Below are 12,787 nucleotides of genomic sequence, written 5' to 3'. Positions count from 1 at the left end.
CCACAACACTGCTCAGGAGGCGAGGATCATGGGGAACGGGGCTCTCAGCGGTGCGGTGATCGCGGTGGCCGGTGCGGGTGGACCCGCCGGGCGTGCGGCGCTGCTGCGGCTCGCCGAGGCGGGGGCCACCGTCGTCGGCTCGGACAACGACCCGGAGCGACTGGCGGAGGCCGTGGACGCGGCCCGCTACGCGCACGGCGGCGCCAGCGTCGTGGGGGACACGGTCGACCTGCTCGACCTGGGTGCCACCCGCGACTGGGCCACCCGCATCGAGAAGGACTTCGGCCGCGTCGACGGGCTCGTGCACCTCGTCGGCGGCTGGCGCGGCAGCGAGACGTTCACCAGGACGAGCGTCGACGACTGGGACTTCCTCGAGCTGCTGCTCGTCCGCACCGTGCAGCACACTTCGCTGGCCTTCCACGAGGCGCTGCAGCGCAGCGACCGTGGGCGGTACGTCCTGATCAGCGCCGCGGGGGCGAGCAATCCCACCGCGGGCAACGCCGCCTACGCCGCGGCCAAGGCAGCCGCCGAGGCGTGGACACTGGCCATGGCGGACTTCTTCCGCAAGGCCGGGGGCCCTGAGGGGCCCACGTCGGCGGCTGCGATCCTGGTGGTGAAGGCGCTGGTGCACGACGCGATGCGCGCCGAGAAACCCAACGCGAAGTTCGCGGGCTTCACAGACGTCAAGGAGCTGGCCGAGGCCATCGCCGGGATCTGGGAGAGGCCCGCCCAGGAAGTGAACGGACAGCGTCTGTGGCTCACCGAGAAGCCGTGAACCCTCCGAAGACCGACGCCCGGCGTCATCACGACCCGGAGATCCGCGGATTCGCCAGCGACAACTACGCCGGCGCCCACCCCGAGGTCCTCGCCGCGCTCGCCCTCGCCAACGGCGGGCACCAGATCGCCTACGGCGAGGACGACTACACCGCGCATCTGCAGCAGGTCATCCGGGGCCACTTCGGTGCGACCGCCGAGGCCTTCCCGGTCTTCAACGGCACGGGCGCGAACGTCGTGGCGCTCCAGGCGGTCACCGACCGCTGGGGCGCGGTGATCTGCGCCGAGAGCGCGCACATCAACGTCGACGAGGGCGGCGCCCCCGAGCGGATGGGCGGCCTCAAGCTGCTCACCGTCCCCACGCCCGACGGCAAGCTCACGCCCGAGCTGATCGACCGGCAGGCGTACGGCTGGGACGACGAGCACCGTGCCATGCCCCAGGTCGTCTCGATCGCGCAGAACACCGAACTCGGCACGGTCTACACGGTCGACGAGATCCGCGCGATCTGCGAACACGCGCATGCCCACGGCATGCGGGTGCACGTCGACGGGGCGCGGATAGCCAACGCCGCGGCGTCGCTGAACGTCCCCATGCGGGCGTTCACCAACGCGGTCGGGGTCGACATCCTGTCCTTCGGCGGCACCAAGAACGGCGCGCTGTTCGGTGAGGCCGTCGTCGTCCTCAATCAGGACGCCGTCAGCCATATGAAGCATCTGCGGAAGCTGTCGATGCAGCTCGCCTCCAAGATGCGCTTCGTGTCGGTGCAGTTGGAGGCGCTGCTCGCCAAGGACCTGTGGCTGCGCAACGCCCGCCACGCGAACGAGATGGCGCAGCGCCTCGCCGAGGGAGTCCGCGCCGTGCACGGCGTGGAGATCCTCTATCCCGTGCAGGCGAACGCGGTCTTCGCGCGGCTGCCGCACGACGTCAGCGCGCGGCTGCAGAAGCGCTACCGCTTCTACTTCTGGGACGAGGCGGCGGGCGACGTCCGCTGGATGTGCTCCTTCGACACGACCGAGGACGACGTCGACGGGTTCGTGGCGGCGCTCAAGGAGGACATGGCACGCTAGGCGGCAACCCGATCTTGCATAGATATACGGTCGACCGAAAAGCTATTGACGCCCGGTCGGCCGTATTCCTATGCTCTGCAGGCATGGAGCTGATCCAGGGAAACCCCGACCTGTCGGCATATTTGGCCGCTGATGACGTCATCGACCATCACCATTCGCTGGTGCGCGAGACGGCGGCACGTATCGCCGCGGGAGCGGTGGACTCGTATGCCTATGCGCAGGCCGCCTACGAGTTCGTGCGCGACGAGATCCCGCACTCCGCCGACAGTGGCGACATGCGCGTGACCTGGCGCGCCTCCGACGTCCTGGAGCAGCGCACCGGCATCTGTCACGCCAAGGCCCATGCGCTGGCCGCGCTGCTCCGAGCCGAGGACATCCCGACGGCCCTGTGCTACCAGAAGTTCGACATGGTGCACGGGCTGGTCGCCGTGCGGTTCCGTGGCGCATGGCACCGCCAGGATCCGCGGGGCAACAAGCCGGGGGTCGACGCCCAGTTCTCGCTGGACGGTGAGCGCCTCGCCTTCATGCCCGACCACAAGTCCAATGAGATGGACTATCCAGTGCTGTACGCCGAACCTCACCCGGCCGTGCTGCGCGCCCTCACGGACGCCTCCGACCGGGAGCACCTGTGGGAGACGCTTCCCATCGCACTCTGAGGCAAGGCAGACGATGACCCTCACGCTTACGGTGTCGGACGAGGTCCGCGCCCTGGCGCCCGGCTTCACCCACGCAGCCGTCGAGGCGTACGGCCTCGTGAACGGTCCCAGCACCGAGGCCACTTCGGCACTCCTGGACGACGCAGCCTGGCGTCTCGCGGCGCGCCCCGCACATGGTCGCCTGGCGCGAGGCCCACACGGCCAAGGCAGGGACCGCACTGTGCCCCGGAGGCGGCGGGCGCCGAACTGGCCGAACCGATCGAGAAGTTCATCCCCGGGGCGCGGCTAAGTCTCCATGCCCCGGAGTCTCGGGCGTAACCCGTCAGGGGGCCTCGGCGGCCTTCACCTCGGCGGGCGTCGGAGCCGTACCACCGAGGTGGGCAGGCATCCACCACGTGTCGTCCGGGCCCTTCGGGCGCACCGGGTAGGCGCGCTGCGCGGCCTCGAGGAGCTCCTGCACCCGATCGCGCACGCGCCGCGTGATCGCGCCCGCGTACTGGTCGCGCGGGGCCTCCACCGCCTCGCCGACGCGGATGGTGACCGGGATGTGCTGGCGCTTGAAGTTGCGCGGGCGGCCCTTCGTCCACAGCCGCTGCGTACCCCACACGGCCATCGGGATCAGCGGAACCCCGGCCTCCTGAGCCAGGCGTGCGGCACCGGACTTGAAGCTCTTCAGCGTGAACGACTGCGAGATGGTCGCCTCGGGGAACACCCCGATGATCTCGCCGGCGCGCAGTGAGTCGAGCGCGTGCGCGTACGCGTGCTCGCCCTGCTTGCGGTCCACCGGGATGTGCTTCATCCCGCGCATCAGCGGTCCGGAGACCTTGTGCCGGAAGACGGACTCCTTCGCCATGAAGCGCACCAGACGCTTCTGCGGCAGCGCGGCGAGGCCGTTGAAGATGAAGTCCAGGTAGCCGATGTGGTTGCTCACCAGCACCGCCCCGCCCGAGCGGGGGATGTTCTCCGACCCCTTGCAGTCGATCTTCAGGTCGAGTGCCTTGAACAGCGTGAGTGCGGCACCGATGACCGGACGGTAGACAAGCTCTGCCATGGGTGGGGAGGGCCCTTCGTCTCTGCCTGGGGAGGGAGCTCCCGGCGGGAAGTTACGCAGCCGTAGGTTTTAGGCTTTGCGCAGATCGTGCCCCAAGAACGAACGAGTAGCCAGTCCTGGGTCCCTTGAAGCGCGAGATCCTCGTCACGTTGGAGTAAACAAACGGATACGCAAAGGCCGCCGAACCGGGAATCCTTGCCGCTCGACGGGCGCTGACAACGGCAGTATGAAAAGGGCGTTCTGCGCCTACCGAGTGCACGTGGCGTGACCAACGAGCGGAACGGGAGAACGGGAGTGCGCGGAAGGGACGGCGGCCGACGGCTCGGAACGGCGGAGCTGGGCGGCGAGTTGGGCGAGCGGGCGACGCTCGTGCAGTTCTCCAGTGCCTTCTGCCAGCCCTGCCGGGCGACCCGCCGGGTGCTCTCCGACGTCGCGGGCCTGGTCCCGGGCGTGAGGCACGTCGAGATCGACGCCGAGGACCATCTCGACCTCGTGCGGGAGTTGGACATCGTCAGAACACCCACGGTGCTGGTCCTCGACGCGGAAGGGCGCATCGTGCGCCGGGCGACAGGTCAGCCGCGCAAGGCCGACGTGTTTGCGGCGCTCGGGAAGGCCGTCTGACGCATGGTGAGGGGCTTCCGGATGCCGGAACAGACTTGACTGCAATGGCCACCTATCATCAGCCTGACTCTCATGCCCCCGGAACTCCGTCTTCACGAGCGCATCGATGTGGATCTCGCCCGCAACGCGAGCGCCCGCTGTCCCGGCCGCTGAACAGTCGCCGACCCGCTCGAACCTCCACCAGAAGGACAACCGCATGACGGCCACGCCCGGTCTCGGCACTCCTCAGCTCGCCTCCCCGGACCTCCTGCGCTCCGTCTTCCGGCAGCATGCCGCCGGTGTGGCGGTGATCACCGCGCAGGGCAGCCGCCCCGTCGGCTTCACCGCCACATCCCTCACCTCCGTCTCCGCCGAGCCCCCCGTCGTCTCGTTCGGCATCGGCCTCGGCGCCTCGAGCTGGCCGGTCATCGCCGAGTCCGAGCATGTCGGAGTGCACATACTCGGCGAGCACCAGCAGCAGTTGGCCGCCACCTTCGCCAGGAGCGGCGCCGACCGCTTCGGTGCGCCCACCCGCTGGTACGAAGGCCCGCACGGCGTGCCCGTGCTCGATGGCGTTCTCGCCTGGCTCGTCTGCCGGGTCGTCGCCCGGGTGCCGGCCGGGGACCACCGCATCGTTCTGGCCGAGGCCGTGGTGGGGGACCCCGCCGGTGTCGGTCGCCCCCTCGTGTACCACCAGGGGCGCTTCAACGCCCTGCGCGACTGAGAGATCCCGGTTACGCAGCGTTGCAAAGGTCACAGTTCAAAGCGCTTGCTTAGCGGGTAAGTAATGGGTGTACTGACGAGTAATATTTCGTTCGGAGCGAGGGCCGCCACGAGCGGAATCTGCCGCTTCAGGCGCCTATGCTGCCTGCAACAAGGCAGCCCTGAAATGACGATGCAGTAGGAGAGCCGGCGTGAGCTTGAGGATCGTTGTCACTGTGAAGTACGTGCCCGACGCCACTGGCGACCGGCACTTCGCCGATGACTTGACCGTCGACCGTGACGACGTCGACGGGCTGCTGTCGGAGCTGGACGAGTACGCGGTCGAGCAGGCGCTGCAGATCTCCGAGAACTCCGACGACGACGTGGAGATCACCGTTTTGACGGTGGGCCCGGAGGACGCCAAGGACGCGCTGCGCAAGGCGCTGTCGATGGGCGCGGACAAGGCGATCCACGTCGAGGACGACGACCTGCACGGCACGGATGTCATCGGCACCTCTCTGGTCCTGGCCAAGGCGATCGAGAAGGCCGGCTTCGACCTGGTGGTCTCCGGCATGGCCTCCACCGACGGCACCGCCGGTGTGGTCCCGGCCCTGCTGGCCGAGCGCCTGGGTGTCCCGCAGGTCACCCTGCTCTCCGAGGTCTCCGTCGAGGACGGCGTGGTCAGGGGCCGCCGGGATGGTGACACCGCGTCCGAGCAGCTTCAGGCTTCGCTTCCGGCGGTGGTGTCGGTGACGGACCAGTCGGGTGAGGCCCGCTACCCGTCGTTCAAGGGCATCATGGCGGCGAAGAAGAAGCCGGTGGAGTCCTGGGACCTGGAGGACTTGGAGATCGAGGCGGACGAGGTCGGTCTCGAGGGTGCCTGGACCAAGGTCGAGGCGGCGGCGGAGCGTCCGGCCCGCACGGCCGGCACGATCGTCAAGGACGAGGGCGAGGGCGGCAAGCAGCTGGCCGAGTTCCTGGCCGGCCAGAAGTTCATCTGAGCTTCGGTCATCACCCCTAACCGCCCCGCAATACTTCGCAAGCAGGAGAGAAGAAGTCCCATGGCTGAAGTTCTCGTCTACGTCGACCACGTGGACGGTGCCGTCCGCAAGCCCACGCTGGAGCTGCTGACCCTGGCCCGCCGGATCGGCGAGCCGGTCGCCGTCGCGCTGGGTGCCGGCGCGGAGGCGACTGCCGCCACGCTCGGTGAGCACGGCGCGGTCCGCGTCCTCGCCCACGACGCGCCCGAGTACGCCGATTACCTGGTCGTGCCGAAGGTGGACGCGCTGCAGGCCGCGTACGAGGCCGTGTCCCCGGCCGCGGTGCTGGTGCCGTCGTCCGCCGAGGGCAAGGAGATCGCCGCGCGTCTGGCGGTCCGTATCGGTTCGGGCATCATCACCGACGCCGTCGACCTGGAGGCCGGCGACGACGGCCCGGTGGCCACCCAGTCGGTGTTCGCCGCGTCGTTCACCACCAAGTCCCGTGTCTCCAAGGGCACGCCGGTCATCACGGTCAAGCCGAACTCGGCGCCGGTCGAGGCGGCTGCGGCTGCGGGTGCGGTCGAGGCGCTGAACGTGTCCTTCTCGGAGAAGGCCACGGGTACGAAGGTCACCGCGCGGACGCCGCGTGAGTCGACGGGTCGTCCGGAGCTGACCGAGGCGGCGATCGTGGTCTCCGGTGGCCGTGGTGTGAACGGTGCGGAGAACTTCGCGATCATCGAGGCGCTGGCCGACAGCCTGGGCGCGGCGGTCGGCGCGTCGCGTGCCGCGGTGGACGCGGGCTGGTACCCGCACTCCAACCAGGTCGGCCAGACCGGTAAGAGCGTGTCGCCGCAGCTGTACATCGCCTCGGGTATCTCGGGTGCGATCCAGCACCGGGCCGGTATGCAGACCTCGAAGACGATCGTGGCGATCAACAAGGACGCCGAGGCCCCGATCTTCGACCTGGTCGACTACGGCGTGGTCGGCGACCTGTTCGAGGTCGTCCCGCAGCTCACCGAGGAGATCAAGTCCCGCAAGGGCTGATCCTCCCCCAGTGCCTCAAGGGCCTGGGAGGTGCCTCCATCGGAGCCTGTGAGGCCCCCGCGACCGCATGCATCGGTCGCGGGGGCCTCCTGCCTTATCAGGGCCTGTGGCTCACCCCGTCCGCGCAGGGGGAAGAGGGTGTTGACCAGCGGGAAGCGCCATGGATAGCTTCGCTCAACGGATTGTTGATTCCGTGACTCGGAAAAGTGACGGCGGAGGGTGTGGGCATGGGGCAGCAGGAGAAGGTGGCCACGAGCCTCGCCGGCGCGGTCAGAGAGGACATCAGTGCCACCCTCGCCCTGGTGGACGCGCAGCTCGAGCGCCGCTACCCCGGAGACCCCGGCACCCGTCAGCCCGTCCACACGGTCTACGTCCCCGGTGACGTCTTCACCGCCGACACCATCCGCTCCTGGGGCGACCAGGCGCTGAAGGCCCTCGACGAACACGCCCCGGACGCCGCCTCGCTCGCTGCCGTCCTCGGTCTGAGCGACGACCTCGCCGTACCCGTGTACGAGCGTGTCCGCGCCAAGCTGCAGCGCGAGCCCATCGAGGACCTGCGCATCGACTTCGAGGACGGCTACGGGCCCCGCCCCGACACGGAGGAGGACGAGGCGGCCGCCCGCGCGGCACGGCTGGTCGCCCAGGCGTACGAGAACGGCACCGCGGCCCCGTACATGGGCATCCGCATGAAGTGCATGGAGGCCGCCGTACGCGACCGCGGCATCCGCACGCTCGACATCTTCCTCACCGGGCTGATGGAGGCCGGCGGTCTGCCCGACGGGCTCGTTCTGACGTTGCCCAAGGTGACCTACGCCGAGCAGGTCACCGCCATGGTCCGGCTCCTCGAGGCGTTCGAGAAGGCCCGCGGCCTGGAGCCCGGCAGGATCGGCTTCGAGATACAGATCGAGACCAGCCAGGCCATCCTCGCCCCCGACGGGACGGCGACCGTCGCCCGGATGATCGACGCCGCCGAGGGCCGCGCCACCGGCCTGCACTACGGCACCTTCGACTACAGCGCCTGCCTCGGCGTCAGCGCCGCCTACCAGGCCAGCGACCACCCGGCCGCCGACCACGCCAAGGCGATCATGCAGGTCGCCGCCGCGGGCACCGGCGTCCGCGTCTCGGACGGCTCCACCAACGTGCTGCCGGTCGGCACGACCGAGAAGGTCCACGACGCCTGGCGGCTGCACTACGGCCTCACCCGCCGGGCGCTGGCCCGCGCCTACTACCAGGGCTGGGACATGCACCCGGGCCATATCCCGACCCGCTACGCCGCCGTGTTCGCCTTCTACCGGGAGGGTTTCGCGCAGGCCGCGGCGCGCCTGGCCGCCTACGCCAACCGGGTCGGCGGGGACATCATGGACGAGCCCGCGACGGCCAAGGCCCTCAGCGGCTATCTGCTGCGCGGTCTCGACTGCGGAGCCCTCGACATCGGCGAGGTGGCGCGCCTGAGCGGACTCACGCGCACCGACCTCGAGCGGTACGTGGCACCGCGGCGCGGTGATCTGACGGTCTCCGGCCAGTAGTAGCCCCGCCCGGGGGTGTGGCCAGTAGTAGCGGTGTGGCCGATGGTTGCGGTCGCACGGGGTCAGCGGTCAGCCGGCGGGCGGGAGTTCGCCCGAACCCCGTGTGATCAGCCGCGTCGGGAGCACGGTGCGCTCCGGCGCGGCGAGCACACCGTCCAGCTGCTGGAACAACCGCTCCGCGGCCGTACGTCCCAGCTGCGCGGCGTCCTGGGCGACGACGGTCACGCCCGGCTGCAGCAGATCGGCGAGTTCGAAGTCGTCGAAGCCGACCAGGGCCACGGGGCGCGGACGTTCGGAGAGGACACGCACCACCGTCACGGTCACACGGTTGTTGCCCGCGAAGAACGCGGTGACCGGCTCCGGGCCGCTCAGCATCTCCTCGGCAGCCCGCCGGACCCGCTCCGGATCCGTGGCACCCCGCGACATCCAGGCGTCCTGGACCGGTATGCCCGCGTCTGCCATGGCCGCGCGGTAGCCCCGCAGGCGCTCGGCCGCGGTGTGGATGTTCGGCCGGTCGCCGATGAAGCCGATCCGGCGGTGGCCGTGAGCGATGAGATGGGCGACGCCGTCCCGCGCGCCGCCGAAGCTGTCGGAGACCACGGCAGCGGCGTCGATCTTCCCGGCGGGCCGGTCCACGAAGACGGTGGCGACGCCCGCCTTGATCTCGGGCTCCAGATAGCGATGGTCGTCGCCGGCCGGGATGATCACCAGCCCGTCCACGCGGCGTGCGCAGAGGGCGAGGGCCAACTCCTGCTCGCGGTCCGGGTCCTCGGCGCTGGATCCGTTGATGAGCAGGGCGCCGTGGGCGCGGGCGACCTCCTCGACGGCGCGGCTGAGCGGGCCGTAGAAAGGGTCTGCCAGGTCCTCGAGGACCAGGCCGATGCTGGCGGTGCGGCCCTTGCGGAGGACCCGTGCGCTGTCGTTGCGCCGGAAGCCCAGGGCGTCGATGGCCGCCTGGACGCGGCGTTCGGTGTCGGGCGTGACGCCGGGCTCGCCGTTCACCACGCGAGAGACCGTCTTCAGGCCGACTCCGGCGCGCGTGGCGACGTCCTTCATGGTCGGACGAGAGCCGTAGCGGTTGTCGGGTCGTCGGGCGGGGTCGGCCACGTTCGCGCTGTCCTGTCCTGTCGTCCACGAGTAGGTCGTATGCACCGGATGCGCACCGAGGTCGGGTGCATCCTGCATAAGGATGGGCTGCATAAGGATGTGCACCTGAGCATAGGCCCTGGACAACGTTGTCAGAAGGGGGAGAGACTGTCCATCGCCCCCGTATCGTTCACTCTCCGCACCCTGCGCTTCACAGGAGATCCCACGCTGATGCAGAACGACCTCGTCGCCGCCCTCGACATCGGCGGAACCAAGATCGCCGGAGCCCTGGTGGACGGTGACGGTCGGATCCTTGTGCGCGCACAGCGCCCGACGCCGGCGCAGGAAGACGGCGAGACGGTGATGCGCGCCGTCGCAGATGTGGTCGGCGAGCTCACGGCCTCCCCGCTGTGGACCCGGGCGCGGGCCGTGGGCATCGGCAGCGCGGGCCCGGTCGACGCCTCGGCCGGCACGGTGAGCCCGGTCAACGTCCCAGGCTGGCGCGACTTTCCCCTCGTCGAACGGGTACGGGCGGCTGCCCCCGGGCTGCCCGTCGAACTCGTCGGCGACGGGGTCGCCATCGCGGCCGCCGAGCACTGGCAGGGCGCCGCCCGCGGTCACGACAACGCACTCTGCATGGTCGTCTCCACCGGGGTCGGCGGAGGCCTCGTCCTCGGCGGCGGCCTCCACCCCGGCCCGACGGGCAACGCCGGCCACATCGGACACATCAGCGTCGATCTCGACGGTGATCTCTGTCCGTGCGGAGCGCGCGGCTGCGTGGAGCGGATCGCCAGCGGCCCGAACATCGCACGCCGCGCGCTGGAGGCGGGATGGCGGCCCGGTCCCGACGGCGACACCTCGGCCGCCGCCGTGGCGGAGGCCGCGCGTGCCGGTGATCCGGTGGCCGTCGCCTCGTTCGAACGCGCGGCTAAAGCGCTGGCCGCCGCCATCGCGGCCACCGCCACGCTCGTCGAGATCGACATCGCAGTGATCGGCGGGGGAGTGGCGAAGTCCGGCGATCTCCTCTTCGCACCCCTTCGCAGGGCCCTGCGGGACTACGCGACCCTCTCGTTCGTGCAGCGCCTCACCGTGGTGCCCGCACTGATGGGCACGGACGCCGGCCTGGTGGGCGCGGCCGCGGCGGCTCTCGGGGCGGGGGCCGGGACGGCTGTGGCCGGGGTTGGCGGCTGAGCGCTCAGCCCCCGTGAGGGGTTCGCGTGTGAAGAGCCGAGGGTGGTGAAGCAGCGGGGCGCCGCCTCACCACCCTTGGTCGGCCGCGGGCGAAGCTCAGCCCAGCATGTCCTCGATGAGGTCGGCGGCCCGCTTGGTGCCACCCTCGGCTCGCGCCTCGGCACGGAGCAGCGCCGAGCGGCGGGATACCTCCGCGTCGGCGACAAGTTCACTCAGCGCGGTCCGTAGGGTCTCAGCGGTGGCTTCCGCGGTGTCGATGCGGCGGGCCACGCCCAACTCGACAAGCCGGTCGGCATTGACGAACTGCTCGGCGCCCTGCGGGACGGCGATCATCGGAACGCCGGTGAGCAGCCCTTCGCTGCTGCCTCCCATTCCCGCATGGGTGACGAAGGCGTCGGCCTGTTCAAGAATCGCCAGCTGAGGCACCCAGGAGTGCACTTCGACGTTGGGCGGGATGTCGCCGAGTTCCTGCGGGTCGGTGTACTTCCCGATCTGGAGTACGACGTGCCAGCCGGGCAGGTCGCCATAGGCCGCCAGGCACTGGCGGTAGAACTCCGGCTGGCGCGTGTACGCCGAGCCCAGGGAGATCAGAAGCACGTTCTCGGCATCGGCGGGACGCGTCCAGGCACCCTCATCCCCACGCGGACCCAGACAGGGGCCGACGAATGTCACCGCCTCGGTGTCGACCTCGTCGGCGTGCGGTTGCATCGCTCGGGGGATCAGCGCAAGGGCCCGCGCGGGGCGGCCTGAGAAGGTGTCCACGTCGGTGGTGGACGCCCCACAGTCGGTGAGCCACTGTGCGAACTTCGCTCGGTACGCGTCTGCGCCCGGCAGCTGCCACAGGTGTGCTCCCACATCTTCGCCGTAGCTCTTCCAGGCCACGAAGGTCGGGGACAGCTGCATGACGGGGCGGTCCTGCGTCTCCGCGAGGGCGCGCGCGGCGTAGGCACCGATGTCGTACAGGTAGAGGTCCGCACGGTCGTGGTCGTAGGCGGCGCGCAACTGCGGGAGGGCCTGAATGGCGTCGTCGAGGAAGAGGTCCATCGCGGCGATGGGGTCGTCTGGCCAGTTGTTGTCGGCGACCGGCAGCACGGAGGTGCAGGGTACGAGTTCAGCGCCGGTGGCTGCGATCAGGTCGGCCACCGCCGGGTCGTTGGCGTAGGTCACCCGATGGCCGTGGGCCACCAGCTCGCGGATGATCTCAAGGCTCGGCAGGACGTGGCTGACGGCGGGGATGCCGACCATCGCGATGTGGGCACGGCGACGGGACATGGAAGATCACTCATTTCAGGTCTACGGCGAGACAAGGACACGGCAAACCGGTGCGCCGACCGCTGCGAGAGGCAGGTCCTGCCGGCGGGGCGCACATGGGTATGCGGGGCGGAGGCGGGGGCACTGCCCCTGTCCGTGTCAGCCGTAGATCTGATGCAAGTACATGCCGGGACTCTAACCCGCGACCAGGCTGCCGGTCACACCGATTACGACCGCCGCCGCGGTCGGCGGGCGAGGCGCCCGACCAGGAGACCTCTCGCCGTCAGTCGAAGGCGTCCGTCATGCAGTCCGCGCGGCAGCCGCCCGCCTTGTACCGCTGACGGAGCGCGGCGGCCGCCTGTTCGCGTGGTACGTAGGTGTGGCCGAAGTGCTGGGACGCGACGCCGATCACGTCGTCGATGCGGACGATGACAGGCTCGCCGCGGTCGGCCCTGCGGCGCGCCGCCGCGATCGCCATGTCGGCGGAGCGGAGCAGATGCCTCCGGTAGTCGCGTGCCAGCGCCGCGCGGGCCCGTTTCCGCGACAGGGGGCGAAGGGCGCGTCCGTTCCAGACGGCTCCTGCTGCAATGAGCACCACGCCCAGCGCGACGAACCCCAGACCGGCCATGGACGTATGCGTTGCGGGCGCGGCCTACGCGGCCTCGCCGACACTGCAGCGGACGGCCGCTGCCCATTCCATGACCAGCTTTTCGTACTCCACGCGCTCTTCGGCGGACAGCGTGCCGCCTGCGCGCAGCCACAACTCGCGGATCTGCTCGTTCACCGCGGAGGCAGACCGCACGGACCCAGAAGGCTGTGGGCTCGGGGACATGGAGCAAGACTAAGGCCAAGGCCCGG

General features: G+C 70.1%; 14 protein-coding genes and 1 pseudogene. 10 read left to right on the top strand and 5 right to left on the bottom strand.

From position 1 onward, the window contains the following. Positions 1–28 precede the first annotated feature (28 nt). From ACSMXV_RS04280 to ACSMXV_RS04265, 4 genes and pseudogenes are all read left to right on the top strand, one after another. On the top strand, positions 29–775 hold the full coding sequence (locus ACSMXV_RS04280; RefSeq protein ID WP_181862723.1) for an SDR family NAD(P)-dependent oxidoreductase: 747 nt from the start codon (positions 29–31) through the stop codon (positions 773–775). Further along, entirely contained in the window at positions 772–1,842 is a 1,071-nt protein-coding gene (locus ACSMXV_RS04275; RefSeq protein WP_473176364.1) for a threonine aldolase family protein, read from the top strand. Before ACSMXV_RS04280 ends, ACSMXV_RS04275 begins: the two co-directional genes overlap by 4 nt. An 83-nt stretch (positions 1,843–1,925) precedes the next feature. Continuing rightward, positions 1,926–2,498, top strand: a complete 573-nt coding sequence (locus ACSMXV_RS04270) for a transglutaminase domain-containing protein (protein WP_473176363.1) — start codon at positions 1,926–1,928, stop codon at positions 2,496–2,498. A 13-nt stretch (positions 2,499–2,511) separates the two neighbouring features. After that, a pseudogene (locus ACSMXV_RS04265) lies at positions 2,512–2,701 on the top strand (cytoplasmic protein); the annotation flags it as partial. 119 nt (positions 2,702–2,820) lie between these two features. On the opposite strand, the gene ACSMXV_RS04260 reads toward ACSMXV_RS04265, so the two are convergent. Continuing rightward, positions 2,821–3,549, bottom strand: a complete 729-nt coding sequence (locus tag ACSMXV_RS04260) for a lysophospholipid acyltransferase family protein (RefSeq protein ID WP_473176362.1) — start codon at positions 3,547–3,549, stop codon at positions 2,821–2,823. A gap of 240 nt (positions 3,550–3,789) precedes the next feature. Between ACSMXV_RS04260 and ACSMXV_RS04255 the strand changes: the two genes are divergently transcribed. The 5 genes from ACSMXV_RS04255 to ACSMXV_RS04235 all read left to right on the top strand — a co-directional run bounded on the left by ACSMXV_RS04255 (position 3,790) and on the right by ACSMXV_RS04235 (position 8,401). Then, the gene (locus tag ACSMXV_RS04255) at positions 3,790–4,170 is read left to right on the top strand and encodes a TlpA family protein disulfide reductase (RefSeq protein WP_473179231.1); all 381 of its coding nucleotides are present in this window, start codon (positions 3,790–3,792) and stop codon (positions 4,168–4,170) included. Positions 4,171–4,366: 196 nt separating this feature from the next. Further along, the gene (locus ACSMXV_RS04250; protein ID WP_473176361.1) at positions 4,367–4,873 is read left to right on the top strand and encodes a flavin reductase family protein; all 507 of its coding nucleotides are present in this window, start codon (positions 4,367–4,369) and stop codon (positions 4,871–4,873) included. A 190-nt stretch (positions 4,874–5,063) separates the two neighbouring features. After that, positions 5,064–5,852: an electron transfer flavoprotein subunit beta/FixA family protein gene (locus ACSMXV_RS04245; RefSeq protein WP_473176360.1), complete on the top strand. Its 789-nt coding sequence runs from the start codon at positions 5,064–5,066 to the stop codon at positions 5,850–5,852. 60 nt (positions 5,853–5,912) lie between these two features. Then, on the top strand, positions 5,913–6,875 hold the full coding sequence (locus tag ACSMXV_RS04240) for an electron transfer flavoprotein subunit alpha/FixB family protein (RefSeq protein WP_473176359.1): 963 nt from the start codon (positions 5,913–5,915) through the stop codon (positions 6,873–6,875). A 221-nt stretch (positions 6,876–7,096) separates the two neighbouring features. Continuing rightward, positions 7,097–8,401, top strand: coding sequence for a DUF6986 family protein (locus ACSMXV_RS04235; RefSeq protein WP_473179230.1), 1,305 nt, complete (start codon positions 7,097–7,099; stop codon positions 8,399–8,401). 69 nt (positions 8,402–8,470) lie between these two features. Here ACSMXV_RS04235 and ACSMXV_RS04230 read toward each other — a convergent pair whose 3' ends face one another. Continuing rightward, positions 8,471–9,457, bottom strand: a complete 987-nt coding sequence (locus tag ACSMXV_RS04230) for a LacI family DNA-binding transcriptional regulator (protein WP_473179229.1) — start codon at positions 9,455–9,457, stop codon at positions 8,471–8,473. Positions 9,458–9,718: 261 nt separating this feature from the next. Here ACSMXV_RS04230 and ACSMXV_RS04225 point away from each other — a divergent pair, with 261 nt between their 5' ends. Next, complete coding sequence (locus tag ACSMXV_RS04225; protein WP_473176358.1) at positions 9,719–10,678, top strand: ROK family protein; 960 nt, start codon at positions 9,719–9,721, stop codon at positions 10,676–10,678. Between the two features lie 96 nt (positions 10,679–10,774). Here ACSMXV_RS04225 and ACSMXV_RS04220 read toward each other — a convergent pair whose 3' ends face one another. From ACSMXV_RS04220 to ACSMXV_RS04210, 3 genes are all read right to left on the bottom strand, one after another. Further along, positions 10,775–11,950, bottom strand: coding sequence for a macrolide family glycosyltransferase (locus tag ACSMXV_RS04220; protein WP_473176357.1), 1,176 nt, complete (start codon positions 11,948–11,950; stop codon positions 10,775–10,777). A 262-nt stretch (positions 11,951–12,212) separates the two neighbouring features. Continuing rightward, positions 12,213–12,557: a hypothetical protein gene (locus ACSMXV_RS04215; protein WP_473176356.1), complete on the bottom strand. Its 345-nt coding sequence runs from the start codon at positions 12,555–12,557 to the stop codon at positions 12,213–12,215. Between the two features lie 24 nt (positions 12,558–12,581). After that, a complete protein-coding gene (locus ACSMXV_RS04210; protein ID WP_473176355.1) occupies positions 12,582–12,761 on the bottom strand; it encodes a hypothetical protein in 180 nt (59 codons plus the stop codon). Positions 12,762–12,787 lie beyond the last annotated feature (26 nt).

The organism is Streptomyces sp. DSM 42067, from assembly GCF_055792885.1.
This window is presented reverse-complemented; position numbering and strand designations above follow the sequence as displayed.